Source organism: Phenylobacterium sp., assembly GCF_035309685.1.
GTDB lineage: Bacteria > Pseudomonadota > Alphaproteobacteria > Caulobacterales > Caulobacteraceae > Phenylobacterium.
The window spans coordinates 1-18,357 of the sequence record NZ_DATGEX010000018.1 but is presented as its reverse complement, the minus strand read 5'-3'; the positions used below and the strand labels follow the sequence as shown (position 1 = coordinate 18,357).

Annotated in this window: 20 protein-coding genes and 1 pseudogene; 5 read left to right on the top strand and 16 right to left on the bottom strand. The window is 67.4% G+C overall.

What is annotated here, in order from left to right:
• Nucleotides 1-78 precede the first annotated feature (78 nt).
• From cckA to VKQ35_RS05365, 10 genes are all read right to left on the bottom strand, one after another.
• Nucleotides 79-2,160, bottom strand: coding sequence for a cell cycle histidine kinase CckA (cckA, locus tag VKQ35_RS05410; RefSeq protein WP_324359308.1), 2,082 nt, complete (start codon nt 2,158-2,160; stop codon nt 79-81).
• A 96-nt stretch (nt 2,161-2,256) separates the two neighbouring features.
• On the bottom strand, nt 2,257-3,369 hold the full coding sequence (flhB, locus tag VKQ35_RS05405; protein ID WP_324359306.1) for a flagellar biosynthesis protein FlhB: 1,113 nt from the start codon (nt 3,367-3,369) through the stop codon (nt 2,257-2,259).
• 34 nt (nt 3,370-3,403) lie between these two features.
• Nucleotides 3,404-4,159: a flagellar biosynthetic protein FliR gene (fliR, locus tag VKQ35_RS05400; RefSeq protein WP_324359304.1), complete on the bottom strand. Its 756-nt coding sequence runs from the start codon at nt 4,157-4,159 to the stop codon at nt 3,404-3,406.
• Between the two features lie 23 nt (nt 4,160-4,182).
• Nucleotides 4,183-4,446: a flagellar biosynthesis protein FliQ gene (gene fliQ, locus VKQ35_RS05395; RefSeq protein ID WP_324359302.1), complete on the bottom strand. Its 264-nt coding sequence runs from the start codon at nt 4,444-4,446 to the stop codon at nt 4,183-4,185.
• A 79-nt stretch (nt 4,447-4,525) separates the two neighbouring features.
• Nucleotides 4,526-6,085: an ABC transporter permease/substrate-binding protein gene (locus VKQ35_RS05390; protein ID WP_324359300.1), complete on the bottom strand. Its 1,560-nt coding sequence runs from the start codon at nt 6,083-6,085 to the stop codon at nt 4,526-4,528.
• Nucleotides 6,082-6,867, bottom strand: a complete 786-nt coding sequence (locus VKQ35_RS05385; RefSeq protein WP_324359298.1) for an ATP-binding cassette domain-containing protein — start codon at nt 6,865-6,867, stop codon at nt 6,082-6,084. Before VKQ35_RS05385 ends, VKQ35_RS05390 begins: the two co-directional genes overlap by 4 nt.
• 103 nt (nt 6,868-6,970) lie before the next feature.
• Nucleotides 6,971-9,973: a TonB-dependent receptor plug domain-containing protein gene (locus tag VKQ35_RS05380; protein WP_324359296.1), complete on the bottom strand. Its 3,003-nt coding sequence runs from the start codon at nt 9,971-9,973 to the stop codon at nt 6,971-6,973.
• 371 nt (nt 9,974-10,344) lie between these two features.
• A complete protein-coding gene (locus VKQ35_RS05375) occupies nt 10,345-11,268 on the bottom strand; it encodes a LysR family transcriptional regulator (RefSeq protein WP_324359294.1) in 924 nt (307 codons plus the stop codon).
• Complete coding sequence (locus tag VKQ35_RS05370; protein WP_324359292.1) at nt 11,258-11,644, bottom strand: MarR family winged helix-turn-helix transcriptional regulator; 387 nt, start codon at nt 11,642-11,644, stop codon at nt 11,258-11,260. Before VKQ35_RS05370 ends, VKQ35_RS05375 begins: the two co-directional genes overlap by 11 nt.
• A gap of 3 nt (nt 11,645-11,647) precedes the next feature.
• Nucleotides 11,648-11,869, bottom strand: coding sequence for a hypothetical protein (locus VKQ35_RS05365; protein ID WP_324359291.1), 222 nt, complete (start codon nt 11,867-11,869; stop codon nt 11,648-11,650).
• A 178-nt stretch (nt 11,870-12,047) separates the two neighbouring features.
• On the opposite strand from VKQ35_RS05365, the gene VKQ35_RS05360 reads away from it, so the two are divergent.
• Nucleotides 12,048-12,539, top strand: coding sequence for a nuclear transport factor 2 family protein (locus VKQ35_RS05360; protein ID WP_324359289.1), 492 nt, complete (start codon nt 12,048-12,050; stop codon nt 12,537-12,539).
• Nucleotides 12,540-12,549: 10 nt separating this feature from the next.
• Here the strand turns inward: VKQ35_RS05360 and VKQ35_RS05355 are convergent, their stop codons facing one another.
• From VKQ35_RS05355 to flgB, 4 genes are all read right to left on the bottom strand, one after another.
• Nucleotides 12,550-13,014 (bottom strand): helix-turn-helix domain-containing protein, encoded by a 465-nt coding sequence (locus VKQ35_RS05355; protein WP_324359287.1) that lies wholly within the window; start codon nt 13,012-13,014, stop codon nt 12,550-12,552.
• A 238-nt stretch (nt 13,015-13,252) separates the two neighbouring features.
• Nucleotides 13,253-13,570 carry a flagellar hook-basal body complex protein FliE gene (gene fliE, locus VKQ35_RS05350; RefSeq protein WP_324359285.1) on the bottom strand — a complete coding sequence of 106 codons (318 nt, stop codon included), beginning with the start codon at nt 13,568-13,570 and terminating at the stop codon, nt 13,253-13,255.
• A 16-nt stretch (nt 13,571-13,586) separates the two neighbouring features.
• The gene (flgC, locus tag VKQ35_RS05345; RefSeq protein ID WP_324359283.1) at nt 13,587-14,009 is read right to left on the bottom strand and encodes a flagellar basal body rod protein FlgC; all 423 of its coding nucleotides are present in this window, start codon (nt 14,007-14,009) and stop codon (nt 13,587-13,589) included.
• 16 nt (nt 14,010-14,025) lie between these two features.
• Complete coding sequence (flgB, locus tag VKQ35_RS05340) at nt 14,026-14,481, bottom strand: flagellar basal body rod protein FlgB (protein WP_324359281.1); 456 nt, start codon at nt 14,479-14,481, stop codon at nt 14,026-14,028.
• An 81-nt stretch (nt 14,482-14,562) separates the two neighbouring features.
• Between flgB and VKQ35_RS05335 the strand changes: the two genes are divergently transcribed.
• Genes VKQ35_RS05335 through VKQ35_RS05320 form a run of 4 tightly spaced genes read left to right on the top strand, consistent with a single transcriptional unit; the run spans nt 14,563 to nt 17,050 of the window.
• A complete protein-coding gene (locus VKQ35_RS05335) occupies nt 14,563-14,838 on the top strand; it encodes a flagellar biosynthetic protein FliO (protein WP_324359358.1) in 276 nt (91 codons plus the stop codon).
• Complete coding sequence (fliP, locus tag VKQ35_RS05330; RefSeq protein WP_414692312.1) at nt 14,838-15,632, top strand: flagellar type III secretion system pore protein FliP; 795 nt, start codon at nt 14,838-14,840, stop codon at nt 15,630-15,632. Before VKQ35_RS05335 ends, fliP begins: the two co-directional genes overlap by 1 nt.
• Before the next feature lie 44 nt (nt 15,633-15,676).
• Nucleotides 15,677-16,438 carry a retropepsin-like aspartic protease family protein gene (locus VKQ35_RS05325; protein WP_324359280.1) on the top strand — a complete coding sequence of 254 codons (762 nt, stop codon included), beginning with the start codon at nt 15,677-15,679 and terminating at the stop codon, nt 16,436-16,438.
• A 42-nt stretch (nt 16,439-16,480) separates the two neighbouring features.
• Nucleotides 16,481-17,050, top strand: a complete 570-nt coding sequence (locus VKQ35_RS05320) for a hypothetical protein (protein WP_324359278.1) — start codon at nt 16,481-16,483, stop codon at nt 17,048-17,050.
• Here the strand turns inward: VKQ35_RS05320 and VKQ35_RS05315 are convergent.
• Nucleotides 17,047-17,529 carry a hypothetical protein gene (locus tag VKQ35_RS05315; RefSeq protein WP_324359276.1) on the bottom strand — a complete coding sequence of 161 codons (483 nt, stop codon included), beginning with the start codon at nt 17,527-17,529 and terminating at the stop codon, nt 17,047-17,049. The two genes, VKQ35_RS05320 and VKQ35_RS05315, sit on opposite strands and share 4 nt — an antisense overlap.
• Nucleotides 17,530-17,599: 70 nt before the next feature.
• Nucleotides 17,600-18,357: pseudogene (locus VKQ35_RS05310) on the bottom strand (hypothetical protein); the annotation flags it as partial.

Below are 18,357 nucleotides of genomic sequence, written 5' to 3'. Positions count from 1 at the left end.
GTCGCCCATGTCCGAAAGCAAGACTTAGGGGTGCGAAGGCAAGCGCGGCGCGTTGTCACCAAGCGTTTGGGGAGCCGTCTACGCCGCCTTCTGCAGCTCCTGCTTCACCCGCTCGGCCAGCGTCTTGATGTCGATCGGCTTGGGCAGGAAGGAGACGTTGGTCTCGCCTTCCAGGAGGTCGGAGAACTCGCTCTCGGCATAGCCGGAGATGAACATCACCGGCGCAGCGCCCAGATAGCCGCGGGCCTGTTTCAACAGGTCCGGCCCCTGCATGCCGGGCATGACCACGTCGGAGATCATCAGGTCGATGGTCCCGGCATGGGTTTCGGCCAGCGCCAGGGCCTCCTCGCCGCTGGCCGCCTCGATCACCTCATAGCCGCGGGCGCGCAGCAGCTTGGCGGCCACGCCGCGCACAGCGTCCTCGTCCTCAACGAACAGGATGCGGCCCGCGCCGGAGAGGTCGCGCGCCACCGGCCGCTTGGGCGCCTGGGGCACGGGCGCCGGCGCGACGCCGGCCACCGGCACGTGCACCGGCAGGAAGATGCGGAACGCCGCGCCTTCGCCGGGCTTGGACTCCACCGCGATCCAGCCGTCCGACTGCTTGACGATCCCATAGACCGTGGCCAGGCCCAGGCCCGTCCCCTCGCCCACCGGCTTGGTGGTGAAGAAGGGGTCGAAGATCTTGTCGAGCACCTGCGGCGGGATGCCGGGGCCGTCGTCGGAGACCTCGATCATCGCCTGGTCGCCCTGCGCGGTGGGATAGCCGAAGCCCTGGGCCTGCTCCTGGGTGACGCGGGCGGTGCGGATATTGACGCAGCCGCCGCCGTGCGCGCGGACGCTGTCGCGGGCGTTCACGGCCAGATTCATCACCGCGGTTTCCAGCTGGCCGCGGTCGGCGCGCACCTGCGGCAGGTTGCGGCCGTAGTCGGTGGTCAGCTTGACGTCCTCATAGAGCACGCGGCGCAACAGCACCTCGAACTCGCTGATCAGTTCCCCGAGGTCGAGGATCTCGCGCTGCACGGTCTGCTTGCGCGAGAAGGCGAGCAGCTTGCGCACAAGGTCGGCGGCGCGGGTCGAGGTCTGCTTGATCTCGTTCAGGCCCTCATAGCTGGGATCGCCCACGGGGTGGCGCGTGGCCAGCACGTCGAGCTGCATGAAGATGGCGGTGAGCAGGTTGTTGAAGTCGTGCGCCACGCCGCCGGCCAGCTGGCCGATGGCCTGCATCTTCTGGCTCTGGGCCAGCTGCAGCTCGATCTGCTTCTGCTCGGAGACGTCCACCAGATAGGCGACCCAGCGGCCGTCACTCTTCGAGAGATAGAGGTGGGCGATGCGGGTCGGGTCGTAGGCCAGACGCACCTCGACCGGCGCGCCGGCGCCGGCGCCAGCCGCCAGCTTCTGGGCGGCGTCGACGCGGCTGGCCGGGTCGATCAGCTCGCCAAAGGTCTGGCCCTTCTCGCCGCCGCCGGCCACGGCCTTCAAGGCCGGATTGGCTTCGACGATCGTGGCTTCGAACGGATCTTCGCCCTCCAGCAGGGCCGCGCCGAACGGCGAGGCCGCGGCGAAGGCGTCCAGAACCTTGGGCGGCGGCGGCATGGCGCCGGTAAAGGCGCTCAGCACCTCCATGGCCGCCGACGGCAGCGCCAGCGCACCGGCGCCCGGGCCGGTCAGGCGCACCAGGAAGCGGCGGGGGCCCAGCGGCGAGACCAGGGTCTCGTGCTCCGTGCCGCCGATCTTGATGGTCGCCCGGCTGGCTTCGCCGCGGCGCGCGGCGGTCAGGGCCGCGAACAGGCTGGCCGCCGAGGCGCCGGATTTCGGCAACCGCGCGCCCAGGCCGATGGTCGACTTCCAGGCGGCGTTGGCGGCCTGCACGCGGCCATCCGGCGCGGCGATGGCGGCGGGTTCGCTCAGCGCGTCGACGATCAGCTCCGCGCTGGGCTGGGTCTCGCTGGGCGTGTCGCTGGACCCGCGCAGGACGAAGAGGCCAAGGCAAGCCACGCCCGCCAGTCCGACGAGCAGCAACAGACCCGCCACGGTCGAGGGCCCGGCGTTGATCATCGGGGCTGCGGCGAACACCACGGCCAGCAGGAAGAACACCACCGCCCCGGCGAGCAGCAGGTCGAACCCGCCCTTACGGCCTTTGCGGACCTGCGGCTCGGCCATGGCCTGCGACAGCGCCTCCTTGTCAGCCCGGGACGGGCCTCGGACAACTTCGCCCGGCGAATCGGTCACTGGCATTCTGTCACACAGATCATCGGGTTACAGGCCGAGGTTCCGCAGGTCGCCATTGCGCAGTTTCCGCGCGGCGACCGCGCGGCCGGCGCTGAGGATGAAGCCGATGATCTTGGCGACGGCCTCATAGTGCGCCGGCGGGATGATCTCGTCGATCTCGACGGCGGCGTAGAGGGCGCGGGCCAGGGGCGGATCCTCCAGCACCGGCACGCCGGCCTCCTCGGCGATCTCGCGGATCTTCAGCGCCAGGCTGTCCATGCCCTTGGCGACGCACATCGGCGCGGGCGTTTCGCCCTGGTCGTATTTCAGCGCCACGGCGTAGTGGGTCGGGTTCATCACCACCACGGTGGCGCCCGGCACCGCCTGCATCATCCGCCGGCGGGCGCGCTCGTTGCGCAGCTGCTTCTGGCGGGCCTTGATGTGCGGGTCGCCTTCGGACTGCTTGTAGTCCTCCTTGGTCTCTTCCTTGGTCATGCGCATGCGCTGCAGGAACCGCTGGCGCTGCCAGAACCAGTCGGCGCCGGCGACCACCACCAGGAAGGCCCCAACCGCGAACACCAGGCGGCGCAGGATGTCGGCGGCGAAGGTCATCATCGCCAGCGGCTCGAGCTTGGCCAGGTCCTCAAGCTCGGTCATGTGCGGATTGAGCACCCACCAGGCGAGCAGCGCGGTCAGCGTCACCTTCACCAGCGACTTCAGGAACTGCATGAAGCCGTCGAGGCCGAACACCCGCTTGAAGCCGGAAAGCGGCGACAGCTTGCCGAAGTCGAGGGAGAGCCGTTCGGGACTGAACAGGAAGCCGGTCTGGATCAGGTTGCCGGCGACGCCCGCCACGCAGGCCGCAGCGAGCACCGCGCCGATCACCGGGGCGGCGGCGATCACGGCGGACTTCATGATCGCCACGCCGCCATCGCCGTCGAAGCTCATGGCGTCGGGATGCGCCAGGAACGGCGTCATCGCCGTCATCAGGTTCCGGGAAAGATAGCCGCCGGCGAGCGCCACGACGGTGGCCGCCGCGGCCAGCGAGGCCAGCGGGGCGACGTCCGGCGTCTTGACCACCTCGCCGCGCTCGCGCGCCTGCTGGAGTTTTCGCGGGGTCGCCTCTTCTGTGCGGGAGGCGGCGTCGTTCTGATCGCTCACGGCCGATCACCCATGCGAAGGCTTGGAGCGGTCATCACGCGAACATGCCGACGAGGTCGCGGTAGTGATCGATCCACACCATGCCGATGGCGCCCAGGCTGAGCGCGAAGATCGACAGGGCGAGCAGGATCATCAGGGGCGAGGCGACGAAGAAGATCTGGAACTGCGGCATCACCCGACCGACCAGGCCGGTGGCGATGTTGAAGATCAGCGAGAAGGCCACGATCGGGGCTGCGAGCTGCAGCCCGAGCGCGAAGGAGCGCGACACCGTCTGGATGGCCAGCGCATTGGCGTCGGCCAAGGGCAACGGCCGGGTGAACGGGAACAGGGTGTAGGACCGCACGATCGCCGACAGGAACAGGTGATGCATGTTGGTGGTCATGATCAGCACCAGCCCGAAGAGGCCGAGAAAGGTGCCGAGCGTCGACGACGGCGCGGCCTGGGTCGGGTTGGTGGTCTGGGCGAAGCCCAGCGTGGATTGGATCGAGATGATCTCGCCGGCCGCCGCCAGCGACGACATGAACAGCCTAAGGATCACCCCGATCATCAGGCCGATGGCGCTCTCCTTGATCACCGCGAAGGCGACGCCGCTGACATCGCCCGGGATCGCCGGCACGCTGGCGCCGATCACCGGGAACAGGATGAGGGCCAGCAGTATCCCGAACGAGAGCCGCACGCGAACCGGCACGAAGGTCTCGCCAAGCCCCGGGATCGCCATCAGCATGGCGCCCATCCGCGCGAAGATCAGGCCGGCGGCGAAGACCTGCTGGGCTGGGGCGTAGTGCTCCATGAAGGGCTTTTCCCGCCCCGCCGTCAGAGACTGGCGATACGGGCGGCGATGTGGCGCATGAAACCGTTCATCAGGGCGCCCATCACCGGCAGGAAGACCAGCAGCGAGACGAAGATCGCCACGATCTTCGGCGCGGCCACCAGGGTCGCTTCCTGGATCTGGGTCAGCGCCTGCAGGAGGCCGATCCCGACGCCGACCAGCAGCCCCACGATCAGGCACGGCGCGGCGAGCTGGATGGTGAGCCAGATGGCGTCGCGCCCGACGTCCAGAACCTCGGCGCCGCTCATAAGAACCTCTTTGGAAAGCTTGACGAATTCGCTTGGTTCGCGAACTCCGCCACCATGGTCCGGCATGGTTAATGAAAGCCTACGGACTGGGCAGAATCTGCCGCTCCAGAGCCTTCGCCGCCTCGGCGGGCGAGGCTTTCTGCTGGTCCCGGTCGACGCTGAGATTGGCCGCCTGCATCTGCGCCACGGAGATCTTGCCGATCAGGGGCTGCAGGGCCGCGATCAGGCGTTTGTCGTGGGCGCGCCTGGGCGAGATCAGCACGACCGCGTCATAGGGTGGGATCGCGCCCTTGGGGTCGGTGAGGATCACGAGTTTGTCGGCGGCGATGCGGCCGTCGGAGGAAAATGCGCTGATCACATCGGCCTCGCCGCCCATCAGCGCGCGGTACATGAAGGTCGGCTGGTAGGACCGCTGGGTCTTGAACTTCAGACCGTAGGCGCCTTCGACCGCCTTCCATTCCGGCCGGGACAGGAACTCCAGGTCCGAGCCGAGCGTCAGCTTGGGCGCCTCGCGCGCGAGGTCGGCGATGGAGGCGATGTGCAGGGCCGCCGCGCGGTCGGGGCGCATGGTGAGCGCATAGGCGTTCTCGAAGCCGAGTGAGCCCAGGACGGTGACGCCATCGCGCCGCTTGAGCTCGGCGGTGAGCTGTTTGAGCACCTCGGCGCGGCCGGGATTGTCCTTGCGGTTCAGGGCGTTGGTCCAGAGTGTTCCGGAATAGTCGACATAGGCGTCGATCTCGCCGGCGGCGAGCGCGCGGTAGGCGACGGCCGAGCCCAGGTCCTCCTTGCGGCTCACCTGCGCCCCAGCCGTCTCGATCCGCTGCGCCATCAGTTCGGCCAGGATGTACTGCTCGGAGAAGTTCTTGGCGCCGACCGTATAGGCCTGGGTCCGGTCCAGCCCGACGGCCAGCGGCGTCACCGCAAGGGCCACGCCGGCCAGCAGGACCCCGACGCCGATCAGCACCAGCCGCGCGCTGCGTTTGCGGGTTCCCACCTCGATCAGGCCTAGCAGCTGGTCGGCGGCGAGCGCCAGCACCGCCGAGGCCGCGCAGCCGAACAGCACATAGACCCAGTTCTCGGTCTGCAGGCCCGCGAAGATGTAGTTGCCGAGGCTGGTCTGGCCGACCGGGGTCGAGAGCGTCGCCGCCCCGATGGTCCAGACCGCGGCGGTGCGCACGCCCGCCATGATCACCGGGGCCGCCAGCGGTAGCTCGACCTGCCACAGCCGCTGGCTCGACGTCATGCCGACCCCGTCCGCCGCCTCCTTGATCGCGGCGTCGACGCCCAGGATGCCGGCCGCGCCGTTCCTAAGGATCGGCAGCATGGAATAGAGCGTCAGCGCCAGCAGCGAGGGCAGGAAGCCCAGCGCCGAGAACCTATGGCCGAACGTCGCCTTGGCCAACGCCGAGAGCGCCAGCAGCAGCGGATAGAACAGCGCCAGGAGCGCCAGACTGGGGATCGTCTGGATGAGGCTCGCGCCGGCCAGCACCGGCCAGCGCAGGCGCGCGCTGCGGCTGGCGGCGATGGCCAGCGGCAGGCTGATGGCGACGCCGAGCACGAGCGCGCTGAAGCTCAGCAGCACATGCCAGCCGAGGTATTCCGGCAGCAGGGCGAAGGCGGCGGCGAGCTTCGGGCTCATGCCGCCGCGTCCGGCGTCTTGGCCAGCTTGGCGCGCAGCCGCTCGGCCTGGCGCCGCGGCGCCTCCAGCAAGGCGCGCACCCCCTCGTCCCGCGCGCTGGCCAACAGGTCGGCGGGCGTTCCGTCGGCGACCACGGCGCCGTCGCGCAGCACCACAATCCGGTCGGCCAGCAGCACCGCCTCGGCCATGTCGTGGGTGACCATCACCGTGGTCAGGCCAAGACGCTCGTGCAGCGAACGGTAGTCGGTCCCGAGCGCGTCGCGGGTCAATGGATCCAGCGCCCCGAACGGCTCGTCCATCAGCATCAGCTTGGGCTCCGCGGCGAGCGCGCGGGCGACGCCCACCCGCTGGCGCTGGCCGCCGGAGAGCGCGTCCGGCGTGCGGCCCGCGACCTCCAGCGGCAGGTCGACGAGGCCCAGCAGGTTGGCGACCCGCGCGTCGGTCCGCCCCTTGTCCCAGCCGAGCAGCTTGGGCGTGATGGCGATGTTCTCGGCCACCGTCAGGTGCGGGAACAGGCCCACCTCCTGGAACACGTAGCCGATCTTGCGCCGCAGGACCGGCGGGATCAGCGCCGCCACGTTCTGGCCGAGCACCCGCACCTCGCCGGCGTCCGGCGTCACCAGCCGGTTGATGGTCTTCAAGAGCGTGGTCTTGCCTGACCCCGAGCCTCCGACCAGCGCGGTGAAGACGCCGGGTTCGAACGTCAGGGAGACGCCGGCCAGCGCGGCGTGCGCGCCGTAGCGCTTCTCAACCCCTAAAAGCTCGATCGCCGGCCCCGCCATGGTCAAGGCCTAGCACGAGTTTGCGCGATGCCCACAGGCGACCGGCGCCTTTCCGCCCGCGCGGGCGGCGGATCTCCTCCGCCGCCCGCGGCAGACGAGCGCCCTAGAAGTCGGCGGTCAGGCCCACGAACACGAAACGGCCCAGCGAATCGTAGACCTGCGGATAGGTGTTGCCGCTGCAGGGGCCGGCCGGGCAGTTCGAGGAGCCGGTGAGCGGCGGGTCCTTGTCGAACACGTTGTTCACGCCCACCCGGAAGTTCAGGTTGTTGTGGACCGTGAAATTGGCCGTCAGATCCAGATAGCTCTGAGCCGCGAACGACTTGTCGGTCAGGTTCTGCAGGCCGGGGTTGTTCAGCTGCGGGTCTGAGCTGTAGGCGTCGAGCGTCACCTTGCCGAAGTAGCGCCACTGGGCCGAGAAGCTCAGGCTCTTCACCCAGTCGCCGTAGGAATAGGGCGTGGTCCAGGTGACGCGCAGCTTGTGACGCCATTCCGGAGCCGGGACGCCGCAGGTGGGGCCTTCCAGGCCCTTGCAGTTGTAGGTCGGGCCGCCCGGCAGGGGCTGGGTGTCCAGCTCGTTGAGCCAGGTGCCGACCATGGCGACTGAGACGCTGCCGTTGTCCCCCAGGCCGAGGTTCGACAGGTCGGTGCGGTAGTTGACGTTCAGATCGACGCCCGTGGTCTTCAGCGAACCGGTGTTGAGCGTGGTGTCCTGCACGAAGCCGGTGGTGTCGATGAACAGCGAGTTGTTGCCGGGTTCGCGGTGGACCAGGCCGCAGAAGCTGGTGTTTTGACCGCTGATGCACTGGCTGAGGATCAGGTTCGCGCCGACGGTGCTGATGAATTGATCGACCTTGATGTTGAAGTAGTCGAGCGAGATGTTCAGGCCCGGCGCGAAGCTCGGTTGCCAGACGACGCCGGCGGTATAGGTGTCGCTGATTTCCGGCTTCAGGTTCGGGTTGCCGCCGAACTCGCCATAGTACTGGTTGGCCGGGTTCTTCTCGATGGCCAGGACCTGGGCCGTGGTCAGGTGGAAGACGCTGGCGCAGGTGGCGACCAGCGGGTTGGCGGCGGTCAGGCCCGCACACGGGTCCTGGGTGCCATCCAGGCCGACAACCTGCGGCGCGAAGAGTTCTCTGACATTGGGGGCGCGGACGGCGCGGTTGTAGCCGCCCCGCAAGCGCAGACCGTCGATCACTTCCCACTCGCCGGCCACCTTGTAGGTGTTGGTGTCGCCGACCGAGGAGTAGTCGGAGAAGCGGTAGCCGAGTTCCAGGCCCAGGTACTTGGCGAGGGGCATGTCGCTCACCAGCGGGATCCGCGCCTCGCCGAACAGTTCATAGACGTCGAAGCTGCCATTGATCGGGGTCGCCGCGCCGCCGTTGCCGCTGATCAGGTTGTTATTGGCGAGGAAGTCGGCCGTCGCGTCGATGTGTTCGCGGCGGTACTCGGCGCCCAGGGCGACGCCCACGCCCTCCGCGGCCATCGGGCTCTTGATCCCGTAGTCGCCGAGCTTGCCGGTGAAGGCGATGCTCGCCACCTGCTCCTTGGTGTTGCCTTCCTGGAAGCTGTTGGCGTTCAGGAACTTCAGCGCGGCGGGCGAGATGAACTGGCTGGTGAAGATGTTCAGGGGCACGCAACCGGCGTCGGCGCCGGGGGCGCATTGCGGGCCGGTCGGTGTCTGGACGACGTTCAGCGCCTGCAGAATCCGGGCCTTGTCCAGGGTGCCGCTCCCCTCATTGGAGAGCTGGACCGCGCCGTAGAGGAGGTAGCCGTCGTAGTTCCAGTTCTTGCCCAGGTCGCCCTTCAGGCCGACGACGATCCGGTAATCCGCGTGACGGAGATCGACATCCCGCCCGCCGCCTTCGCCGGCCTGAAGCCGGCGCGCGACCGTGCCGGTGAACATGCCGGTGGGATTGGCCGCGCAGGTCGCCCCGGTGGTCGAGGGCAGCACGCTCCTCTCTTGGGTGCTGAGCAGGGGGTTGGCGCAGTTGATCGAGTAGGTTTCGGCGAAGATGCCGCCCGCGGCGATCTGCGACTGCGAGCGGTCGTTCATGAACATGGTGTCCATGTAGGCCTGGGCCCAGGGCGCGATCTCGTAGTGGGCGAAGGCGCCCAGGCTGTAGCGCTCGTCAGGCCGCACGTAGAAGTTCTGCGGGCCGAAGTTGAAAACGTCGGTGGCGGGGTTGCGCGCACGGAAGGTGTTGAAGGTGGTCGGGTCGACCAGGAATGCGCCGACGCGGGCTGGGAAGGCGGTGCCGGACCCGCCGCAGCCGGCGGCCGCGAAGGTCGTTGACGAGTTCAAGGTGCAGGCGCTGAAGTCGCGCTCACCCTGCAGGATCGGGTTGTTCTGGCGATAGGTGGCGTAGGCGGTGATGTTGCCCTTGCCGTCGGGCGCATTCACACCGAACACCAGGCTCACTTCCGAGCCTTCGCCGTCCCACAGGCTGTGCTGCGGCAGGGAGAACTGGCGGGGGTCGGTGGCGTTGGCCGCGGCCGCGCGGACCACGCTCTCGATCGCGCCGTCATGCTGGGTGTGCTGGTAGCCCGAGTACTGAGCGTCGAGACGCACGCCCTCGAAGTTCTTCAGCATGATGAAATTGACGACGCCGGACACCGCGTCCGCGCCGTAGGTGGCGGAGGCCCCGCCGGTCAGCACATCCACCCGCTCGACCAGGGCGGCGGGGATGAAGTTCAGGTCGACCGCGGTGGTGGACGCGTTCGGATCACCCGGCATCACCCGGCGGCTGTCGATCAGCACCAGGGTGCGGCTGGGCCCAAGACCCCGCAGGTCAACGGTGGCGGCGCCGGTCGCGGCGTTGGAGATCGACGAGCCCTGGCCAGCGAACACCTGCGGCAGGGAGTTGGTGATGTCTTCGATGCGCGTGACGCCCTGGGCCTTGATGTCGGCGTTGCCGATCGTGGTCACCGGCGCGATCGAAGTCAGGTTCGGCGACGGGATTCGCGTGCCCGTCACGACGATTTCGGAGACCTCGCCCGCGGCGGCGTCAGCCGTGGCGGCGGCGTGGGCGGCCATCGGTAAAATGACGACGGCCGCGGCTCCGCACAGGATCGAGGTGGTTAGGAGGTGGGTTCGTACAGCGCTCATCAAAATCATCCCCCGGCGCGCGCGCACCGGGCGCGACCTCGCGCCGGCTTGGCTCGCCTTCTATGCGGCGCGGGTGATCCACCCTCACCGCTCCTGGGATCAGCTAATCGGGCCTCCGTCCCGGTTATAAGTGAAATGACTTCACCTATTGAATGGAAAGGCCTCACAAGGCGAGCTTAGGGCTGCGTCTCTGGATCGGATCAGCTTATGTGGGCGCGACTCGATGCATCTCAGGACTTAGTTTTGTTGAGGAAATCCCGCACATCCACGCACTCAACTCAAGGATATCTTGGACCTCGGCCGAGCCGTCTGAGCCAGAACGGAAGGTTCTGTGTGATATATTTGCGTCAGATCGCGGCGCGCCGCCGGGATCAGGCGGCGTAGACCTGCAACGGCGGCAGCGGCGTCTCGTCGCGAGCCGGAGATGTGTCGGCCGAAATGGCCTGGCGCAGCCAGGCGATGAAGAGCTCGATCTCGTGGCCCTTCGTCGACATCGGGCTCCAGTCGAGATGGTAGAAGGAGCTGGCGCGAACCCCCTCGTCGCAAAGCCTCACGAGCGCGCCGGACTCGAGATCCTTCTTTGCCAGGATGGCGGGCGCCAGACACACTCCAAGACCGCTTTTCGCGACTTCCATCGCCAGCAGGTCTGTATCCACCACCAGGGCGGGCGCGCCGATCGGCTGCTTCCGCGCGCCGTGGGAGAACCACAGCGACCAGGGATGTTCGAGGGACTCGATCAGTGAGCTGTTCGAGGCCTCCTGCAGGGATGTCGCTTGCGCGATGCCGGGCGCCGAGACCGGCCAGAGGCGCTCGTGGGCGATGAGCCGGCTGGAGAGGCCCAGATCGGCGCCTGGCCCCGACCGCACCGCAAGGTCGATCTCAGACCCCCTCAGCGCCGCTGTGGACGCGACGCTTCTCAGGTCGATGTCGATCTCCGGGTGAAGCGCCTTGAAAGCGCGGAGGCGTGGCGCGATGAGCCGCAGCGCAACGCCCGCGTCCGCGCCGATCGACAGTCGGCTTCGCCCCAACTGCGGTCGGCGGTCCATGGCGTCGGTCAGCAGCGCCAAACTCGCCCGGACCCGCTTGACCAGATTGGCCCCCTCGTGAGTCAGCGAGACACGCCGTCCAATGCGCAGGAACAACTGGGCGCCCAGCCGCTGCTCGAGACTGCGGATCGCATGACTGATCGCGCTGTGAGTGAGATTCAGCTCTTCCGCGGCCTTCGAGAAGCTCTCGAAGCGCGCCGCAGCTTCGAAGGCGGCGACCGCCCTTAGGGATGGGGGCCTAGTGAGCATCTGCGGCCCTCGACATCCGACGCCCTGGCGGACGCAATAGGCGGGCCTCGCCCGCGATGCGGTCCAGGACGTCGCAGAGGGCTCGGCCCTTTTCCGACAGAAAAATCTGGTGGCTGCGGCCGTCCCACTCAGCGAGGTAGGCCTCAAGGAGTCCGAGGGCCGGCATGGCCGCCCAGTCGCTGTCGGGCGGCCCGTTGGCGCGCAAGCTCCTCGAGGCGGTCGACTGGGTGAACCTCGTCGCAGCTGCGATGTCGCAGACCGCCTGGCCTTCGCCCTCGGCGACGTGCAGGAAGGCGATGACCTGGTGGAGCGTGACGCCGGGGTGCAGCGCATGGAACTCCATCAGGGCGCGTAGCAGGCTGCTCCGGGCGCGCATCTGCTATCTCCGGCCCCGATAGCGCTCCATGGACACCGCGGCCTGCGCGGCCGGGGCGAGCCTCAACGCCGGGCGCGGACGTCGCTGCTTTATGGTCAGGGCGGCGTTCGGATAGGTCTCGCGGAGCGCCGTGACGAACCCCTCGAGAACCTTCTGATGGTCCCCGGCTTCGACAAACGTTTCGACGTCCAGCGAAACCGAAATCTGGCCCGCAAGCCTCATCATCGACGCACTCCATCCATCTGTCACTACAGTTGCATATCGCAAGCGATTGCAGTTCACAAGTGATTGGAATTCACGGGAGGCGGCGAGGGCGAACCAAGTGTATGAACTTGTAATTTGCAATCACTTCCCATACGCAAGCGCTTGAGGCGTCGCGGCGCTGAAAATTGGGGAGCTCACGATGACCATGTCCGCAGTCATGTCTCGCCGCCTTCTGCTCGAACTCGGAGCGGGCGCGTTCGCCGGAGCCGGGCTCGCATCGGCAGCCTCAGGCGCGCGGGCGCGGCCCGACGAGACCTCAAAAAACGAGATGATTGTCCGCAAGTGGTACAGGTTGTGGGAAACGGAAAAAACGAATTGGGCTCCCTTCGGCGCCCTGCTGGCCGACGACTTCACCTTTACGAGCGCCGCCCCCGACGATCACATCAGCAAGACCGCCTTCAAGAAGAATTGCTGGGACACTCAGATCGCACACATCAAAAGCTTCGACCTGGAGCTGGTGATGGCGAAGGGCGATTTCGTGACTGTGAAATGGCTCTGCCACACCGCGGACGGAAAGGCCTTTCGCGACGTGGAGGTTCATCGGCTGCGGGGTCTCAAGATCGAAGCGCTCGAATGCTATTTCGGCGGACCCGCGGGCTTTCCAACCGCGGTGGAGTCGCAAAAGAGCTAGCGAGATGTGATTAGGCGGCCGCGACGGTTTTGGCAGCGACACGCCGGCGCTTGGCCTGCGGGGGCCCCTCGCCAAGATGGGTTTCGCGCAGCTCCGCCATGAAACGCGCCCACGCTTTCGGACCACCTTCCATCATGTCCCAGATATGCGGGCCTTGCCGGGGGCTGTCAGGATGATGATTGCGGCCCCAAATGGCGATTTGGGCGATCACCGGCAGCAGTGAGATGCTCTTCTCCGTCAGGCTGTAGATCGCCTTGAGCTTGTGGGTAGGATCGTCGCGGCGGGTCAGCAATCCCTCGGCCACGAGCATCTTCAGGCGGTCCGAGAGGACGTTGGAGGCGATGCGTTCGTCGGAGACCAGCAGTTCTCCAAAGTGACGCCTGTTCTGGAACATCATGTCTCGGAGGATGAGCAGCGTCCATCGGTCGCCGAAAATCTCAAGCGAAAGGTTGATGGCGCAATTTGATTTGGGCACGGCGCTCCCGATCGTAAAAGGTCTGCAGCTCGGTCAAGGAAACCAGACGGCGGATCTCACTCTCGTCCCACCTTCAGAGCCGCTATTCCAGGTGCAGGTCGGAAGCCGCTAGCCTCTACATAAGCAAGCGATTGTGTTTTGCAAGCAAGTCTGCAGGGTCCGGCTCTGATCCGGCAAGCGGCGCCCACTCGCGGCGCTGCTGGATCCCGGCTTCCGCCGGGATGACCCGCTTACGCGGTCAGATCGGCATCCGCATGATTTCCTGGTAGGCGCTGATCACCTGGTCGCGGATGGCCATGACCGTGTTCAGGCTCTGCTCGGCGGAGGAGACGGCGGTGACCACGTCGATCAGCTGGGCCTTGCCCTGGGCCTGGGCGACCATCTGGCCTTCGGCGGCCTTGCTGGTCTTCATGACGTCGTTCATGGCCGACTTCAGGATGTCGCCGAAACCGCCGCCGGGGGCGGCGACCTCCGCGCCCAGGGCGGCGGGATCGGCGGCGGCCATGGTCTTCTGGACGGCGCCATAGGCCTTGGCGGCGGCGAGGGCGGTCATCATGGCTTAGGTCCGCTCCCTACTGCTTCAGGATGTCGAGGGTGCGCGCGTCCATGGCGCGCGCCGTCTCGATGACGTTGAGGTTGGCTTCGTAGGCCCGCTGCGCGTCCTTCATGTCCATGGCCTCGATCAGCGGATCGACGTTGGGAGTCTTCACATAGCCGGTGGCGTCGGCCGAAGGATTGGAGGGGTCGAAGGTCGAGTTGAAGGGCGTTTTGTCGGGCACCGCGCGGCTCATCTTCACGCCGGTCCCCCCATTGCCGACACTGACCGCCTGGAACACCGGCGCCTGGCGCCGATAGGGGTCGCCGCCGGGGGTCTTGGAGGTCGAATCGGCGTTGGCCAGGTTCTCCGCGATGATCCGCATGCGCGCCTGCTGGGCGCGCAGCGCGGAGACCGCGATCGACTGGGTTGTGGCGGTCATGGATTTGTCGTCGGCCATCTAGTCTGCTCCTGCCCTAGCCGCCGGGCTTGCGGATGGCGGTCTTCAGCATGCCGAGCGACTGCTGGTAGAGGGTGACGGCCGCGTCGTAGTCCATCCGCGAATTGGTCAGCTTGACCATCTCGTCCTCGAGCACCACGCCGTTGCCGTCCAGCGTCTCCTCGGAATCCGGGCTCTTGGCGACCTTGAAGGCCGCGGCCAGGCCCTTGCTCGCGCTCTTGGGCTGCATGTGGCCGGGCTGGGTGGCGGCCATGGGGCCGGCGGCGATGGCGGCTCCGCCCGCCGCGGCGGCGCCGGCGGCGCGGTTCACATGCGCCTGGAAGCTGAACGGCTTCAGGTCACGGGCCGCGTAGCCAGGCGTGTCGGCGTTGGCCACGTTTTCGGAGATGACGCGCTGACGGTCGGCGAGATACCCCAACCGGCTCTTCAGCATCTGGAGAATGGGAAGGTCGCCAATGTCCATGACGGGCATGGTGAATAAACAGGGTTAACCCGGACTTAAGGCCTTTGCAGTCTCCTGCGCGCTGGATCTCCAGAGCCCCGCAGAAGCGTCATGCCCCTCGCCGAATTCGCCAGAGCCGTCTTCGCCCTCGCCCTCACGCTGGGCCTGATCGGCCTGGCCGCCGTCGCGCTGCGCCGCTACGGGCCCGGCGCGTTCAGCCGCTTCGGCGGCCCCAAGGCCGACCGGCGGCTGACGCTTGTCGAGACCCTGGTGCTGGACCCGGCGCGCCGGCTGGTGATCGTCGCGGTCGACGGCAAGGAGCGGCTGATCCTGCTGGGCGAAGGCCAACTCGTGTCGGAGATCGCGACTCCGAAAGGCCGGTCCTGATGTTCGAGCTCGCAAAGGCCATCCGCACGCTTCCCGCCGCCGAATGGCGCCGCGCCGCGATCCTGGCGGCGCTGACGACGCTGGCCAGCCTCGCCTTCCCGGCCGCGGCCATCGCCCAGGCGGTGAACATCAACCTTGGCACCGGGGCTGGCCTGACCGAGCGCGTCGTGCAGCTGATCGGGCTGATGACGGTGCTGTCGCTGGCGCCCTCGATCGTCATCATGACCACGGCGTTCGTGCGCATCGTGGTGGTGCTGTCCTTGCTGCGCACCGCGCTTGGCCTGCAGCAGAGCCCGCCCAATTCGGTGATCATTTCGCTGGCGCTGTTCCTCACCGCCATCGTCATGGGCCCGACCCTGCAGAAGTCCTACGACGAGGGCATCAAGCCCCTGATGGACCAGCAGATGGAGCTCCCCGCCGCCTTCGACGCCTCCGCCGCGCCGGTGAAGGCCTTCATGCTGCAGCAGGTGGACCGCGAGGACCTGGCGCTGTTCATCAAGCTCTCGCGGATTCCCAAGCCCGCGACCGCGCTCGCCACCCCGATCCAGGTGGTGACGCCGGCCTTCATGATCAGCGAGCTGAAGCGCGCCTTCGAGATCGGCTTCCTGCTGTTCGTGCCCTTCCTGGTCATCGACCTGGTGGTGGCCAGCGTCTTGATGAGCATGGGCATGATGATGCTGCCGCCGGTGGTGATCAGCCTGCCGTTCAAGCTGATCTTCTTCGTCCTGGTGGACGGCTGGCGATTGGTGGCGGGAAGCCTGGTCTCCAGCTTCCACACGGTTCCAGGGACGTAGGCGGCCCGCTAGGGTGACGGCCCGACCCTTAAGGATCGCGGCGCATGTCGAACGAGGGCGGCCCTTGGGGCCGCGAAGAGCCAGAGGCGCCAGCGGCGCCGCGCCGCCCGCCCTGGCGGCTGTTGATCTGGCTGGCCCTGATGGCGGCGATCGCGGGCGGGATCTGGCTGCTGTCGCGCGCCTTTCCCGGACGCCTGGGCGCGCTGGACGACCAGGGCGCGGTTCTGCGCACCGCCACCATCCTCGTCATCCTGTCGCTCGGCGTGTTCCGGGCCCGCAAGGTCCACTGGGGCCGCGCCGCGAAATTCGTCGGCCTGTGGGCCGTCGTCATCGCCGTGCTGGTGGTCGGCCTGACCTACCGCGACGAGCTGATGGGCGTGGGCCAGCGGATCCGCAGCGAGTTCTCCTCGTCCTATCCCGTCGCCAGCGGCCCGCGCCAGCTGGTGGTGACCGCCAGCGAGGGCGGCGGCTTCATGATCATGGGCAAGGTCAACGGCCAGCCCGTGCGCTTTCTGGTGGACACCGGCTCCAGCGACACCGTGCTCAGCCCCGCCGACGCCGAGCGGCTCGGCATCGATTCCAAGGGCCTGCCGTTCGATCACCTGGCGGAGACGGCCAACGGCACAGGCTATGGCGCGCGCTACACGGCCCGCACGCTGGAAGTCGGGCCGATCCGCGTCGACGACATGCCGATGGTCATCAACCAGGCGCCGATGAGCTTTTCCCTGCTCGGCATGACCTTCCTGAGCCGGCTGGAGTCGTTCCAGGTGCGGGGGCGCCAACTCTATCTGACTGCGAAGCCCTAGAGGCCGCCCCATAGCGGCCAAGTTATGGCCCTAGCGTGCCGCATGCCTTGGAATCGCCAGATCGCCTGCCTGCTCGCGACACCGCTCCTTCTGGCCCCGCTGGCCGCCCGGCCGGCGCCGCTCGAGGACGAGAACATTATCGTCAACGTCCCGCACGACTTCCAGGTCGGCAAACAGAACCAACAGGGCCCGATGATCATCGCGGAGTACGTGCCCCACGGCGAGACGGTCCAGGCTTGGTCGCGAATGATCACCCTTCAGGTGTTCCGCAACCTCAAGCACTTCGACCCGGCCAAGTTCGGAGGCGGGCTGCGGCAGAGTTGGACGTCGGCTTGCCCCGGGGCCGAGGTGCAGGACCTGAAGGAGGGCCAGGAGAACGGCTATCCGTTTTCACTCTGGCTCTTCACCTGCCCGCTGAACCCCGCCACGGGAAAGCCCGAGAATATGTTCGGCAAGTTCATCGGCGGGAACGACGCCCTCTACTCCGTTCAGTACGCCTACCGGTCCGGCCTGACGAAGGAGGTCATCCCGCCGACCATGACCTATCTGGGTGGAATTCAGGTCTGCGACACCCGATTGCCGGATCGTCCCTGCCCGACCGTGACGCCCTAGTTGGTCGGGTCGTGGAACAGGGTGAACTGGCCGCTCGTCGCGCAGGCCACCCTGCCCTTTTCAATGCTGACCGTCGCGAGCCGGCCGGCGCCGGGTTCGAAGAAGGCCTCGCCGGCCGCGGTCTTCACGCGGATCGCCGTCGGGCTGGTGAACTGGCAGGCGGGGTGGCTGAGGACGCCGAAGCCGCCGCTGGTGTCGACGTCCTTGCAGATCATGTGGCCGAACTGACGGGCAAGGGTCGAGCCGTCGTAGTCCGTGGCCCGCTCGTGGGCCGCATAGCCGCGGGCGCGATAGGCCGCCGCCGAAAGGGGCGGACAGGGCGGGCCGGCGCCAATCCAGCCCTGCTCGCGCTCGAGCCGGTGATGGCCTGCCGAATTGGCCGCGAGGATCGCCCACACCAGGGCGGCGCCCGGGATCAGGCCCAGCCAGAGGCCCCTCAGGTCGCGCGGCTTGCGGCGTTCGCCATAGTTGAGGGGCAAGACGTAAGCTCCCGGCCTCGGGGTGAGGCCGGGAGGATATTACGTTCGTAAACTAGACTGTCAAAGGTCCCTAGACGTCGGGCGTGTCGTTCTTCTGACGCGCCATGCGGCGGCTGGGCAGGATCTTGGCCAGTTCCTCGGCGTTCAGCTTGCCGCGGTGGGTGACGTCGGCCGCGTCGAACTTGGCCTGCAGCGGGGCCAGCGGGCCCTTCAGCTCGCTCTTCTCGATGAAGCCGTCGAGGTTCGAATCCAGCGACCCCATCATCTGCGAGGCGTACAGCTTCTGCTGCAGGTCGTTGCGGACGTGGGTCACCGTCTCGTCGGCCCAGCGGTAGTTGACCCGGAAGTACATCATCTCGTCGGGGGTCTGTTCGCCCCAGGTGACGTTGCGCTTCGGGTCCGGGTTGGCCGGATTGTGCGAGGAGTTGTCATAGACCCAGGTGGCCACCAGCTTGGTCCCGGCCTTGACCAGGATCGGCTTCACCGGATCGTAGTCGCGCTGCCAGTTGAAGTCGTACTTCGGCAGGCTGAGCAGCATGTTCTCCTTGCCGTCCGGCGTCACCGCCTTCAGCTCCACGTGGTAGCCGCGGTAGTGGGAGTGCGGATAGAGCGTGTAGAGATAGGCGTCGGCCGGGAAGGTCAGGTAGGCGACCTCCTGGTGGCGCGCCTCGCCCGCCGGGATGTAGAGCGCGAAGGTCGAGATCACCGTCGAGCGCTTGATGTACTCGGGCGGCGCCTTCAGCGTGTAGAAGCCGACCTGGGTCTTATCGACCGTTTCCTTGCCCATGGTCGTGTAGTGCATCTGGAAGTGCAGCTTGCCGCCCGCGG

What these genes read in the sequence shown, in the direction of transcription:
- VKQ35_RS05360 (WP_324359289.1), top strand. Translation starts at nt 12,048, where the DNA reads ATGACCATGTCCGCAGTCATGTCTCGCCGCCTTCTGCTCGAACTCGGA.
- fliE (WP_324359285.1), bottom strand. Translation starts at nt 13,570, where the DNA reads ATGATGACCGCCCTCGCCGCCGCCAAGGCCTATGGCGCCGTCCAGAAG.
- VKQ35_RS05380 (WP_324359296.1), bottom strand. Translation starts at nt 9,973, where the DNA reads ATGAGCGCTGTACGAACCCACCTCCTAACCACCTCGATCCTGTGCGGA.
- VKQ35_RS05320 (WP_324359278.1), top strand. Translation starts at nt 16,481, where the DNA reads ATGCCTTGGAATCGCCAGATCGCCTGCCTGCTCGCGACACCGCTCCTT.
- VKQ35_RS05375 (WP_324359294.1), bottom strand. Translation starts at nt 11,268, where the DNA reads ATGCTCACTAGGCCCCCATCCCTAAGGGCGGTCGCCGCCTTCGAAGCT.
- VKQ35_RS05385 (WP_324359298.1), bottom strand. Translation starts at nt 6,867, where the DNA reads ATGGCGGGGCCGGCGATCGAGCTTTTAGGGGTTGAGAAGCGCTACGGC.
- VKQ35_RS05335 (WP_324359358.1), top strand. Translation starts at nt 14,563, where the DNA reads ATGCCCCTCGCCGAATTCGCCAGAGCCGTCTTCGCCCTCGCCCTCACG.
- VKQ35_RS05370 (WP_324359292.1), bottom strand. Translation starts at nt 11,644, where the DNA reads ATGCGCGCCCGGAGCAGCCTGCTACGCGCCCTGATGGAGTTCCATGCG.
- flgC (WP_324359283.1), bottom strand. Translation starts at nt 14,009, where the DNA reads ATGGCCGACGACAAATCCATGACCGCCACAACCCAGTCGATCGCGGTC.
- VKQ35_RS05365 (WP_324359291.1), bottom strand. Translation starts at nt 11,869, where the DNA reads ATGATGAGGCTTGCGGGCCAGATTTCGGTTTCGCTGGACGTCGAAACG.
- VKQ35_RS05325 (WP_324359280.1), top strand. Translation starts at nt 15,677, where the DNA reads ATGTCGAACGAGGGCGGCCCTTGGGGCCGCGAAGAGCCAGAGGCGCCA.
- fliR (WP_324359304.1), bottom strand. Translation starts at nt 4,159, where the DNA reads ATGGAGCACTACGCCCCAGCCCAGCAGGTCTTCGCCGCCGGCCTGATC.
- fliQ (WP_324359302.1), bottom strand. Translation starts at nt 4,446, where the DNA reads ATGAGCGGCGCCGAGGTTCTGGACGTCGGGCGCGACGCCATCTGGCTC.
- flgB (WP_324359281.1), bottom strand. Translation starts at nt 14,481, where the DNA reads ATGCCCGTCATGGACATTGGCGACCTTCCCATTCTCCAGATGCTGAAG.
- cckA (WP_324359308.1), bottom strand. Translation starts at nt 2,160, where the DNA reads ATGGCCGAGCCGCAGGTCCGCAAAGGCCGTAAGGGCGGGTTCGACCTG.
- fliP (WP_414692312.1), top strand. Translation starts at nt 14,838, where the DNA reads ATGTTCGAGCTCGCAAAGGCCATCCGCACGCTTCCCGCCGCCGAATGG.
- VKQ35_RS05390 (WP_324359300.1), bottom strand. Translation starts at nt 6,085, where the DNA reads ATGAGCCCGAAGCTCGCCGCCGCCTTCGCCCTGCTGCCGGAATACCTC.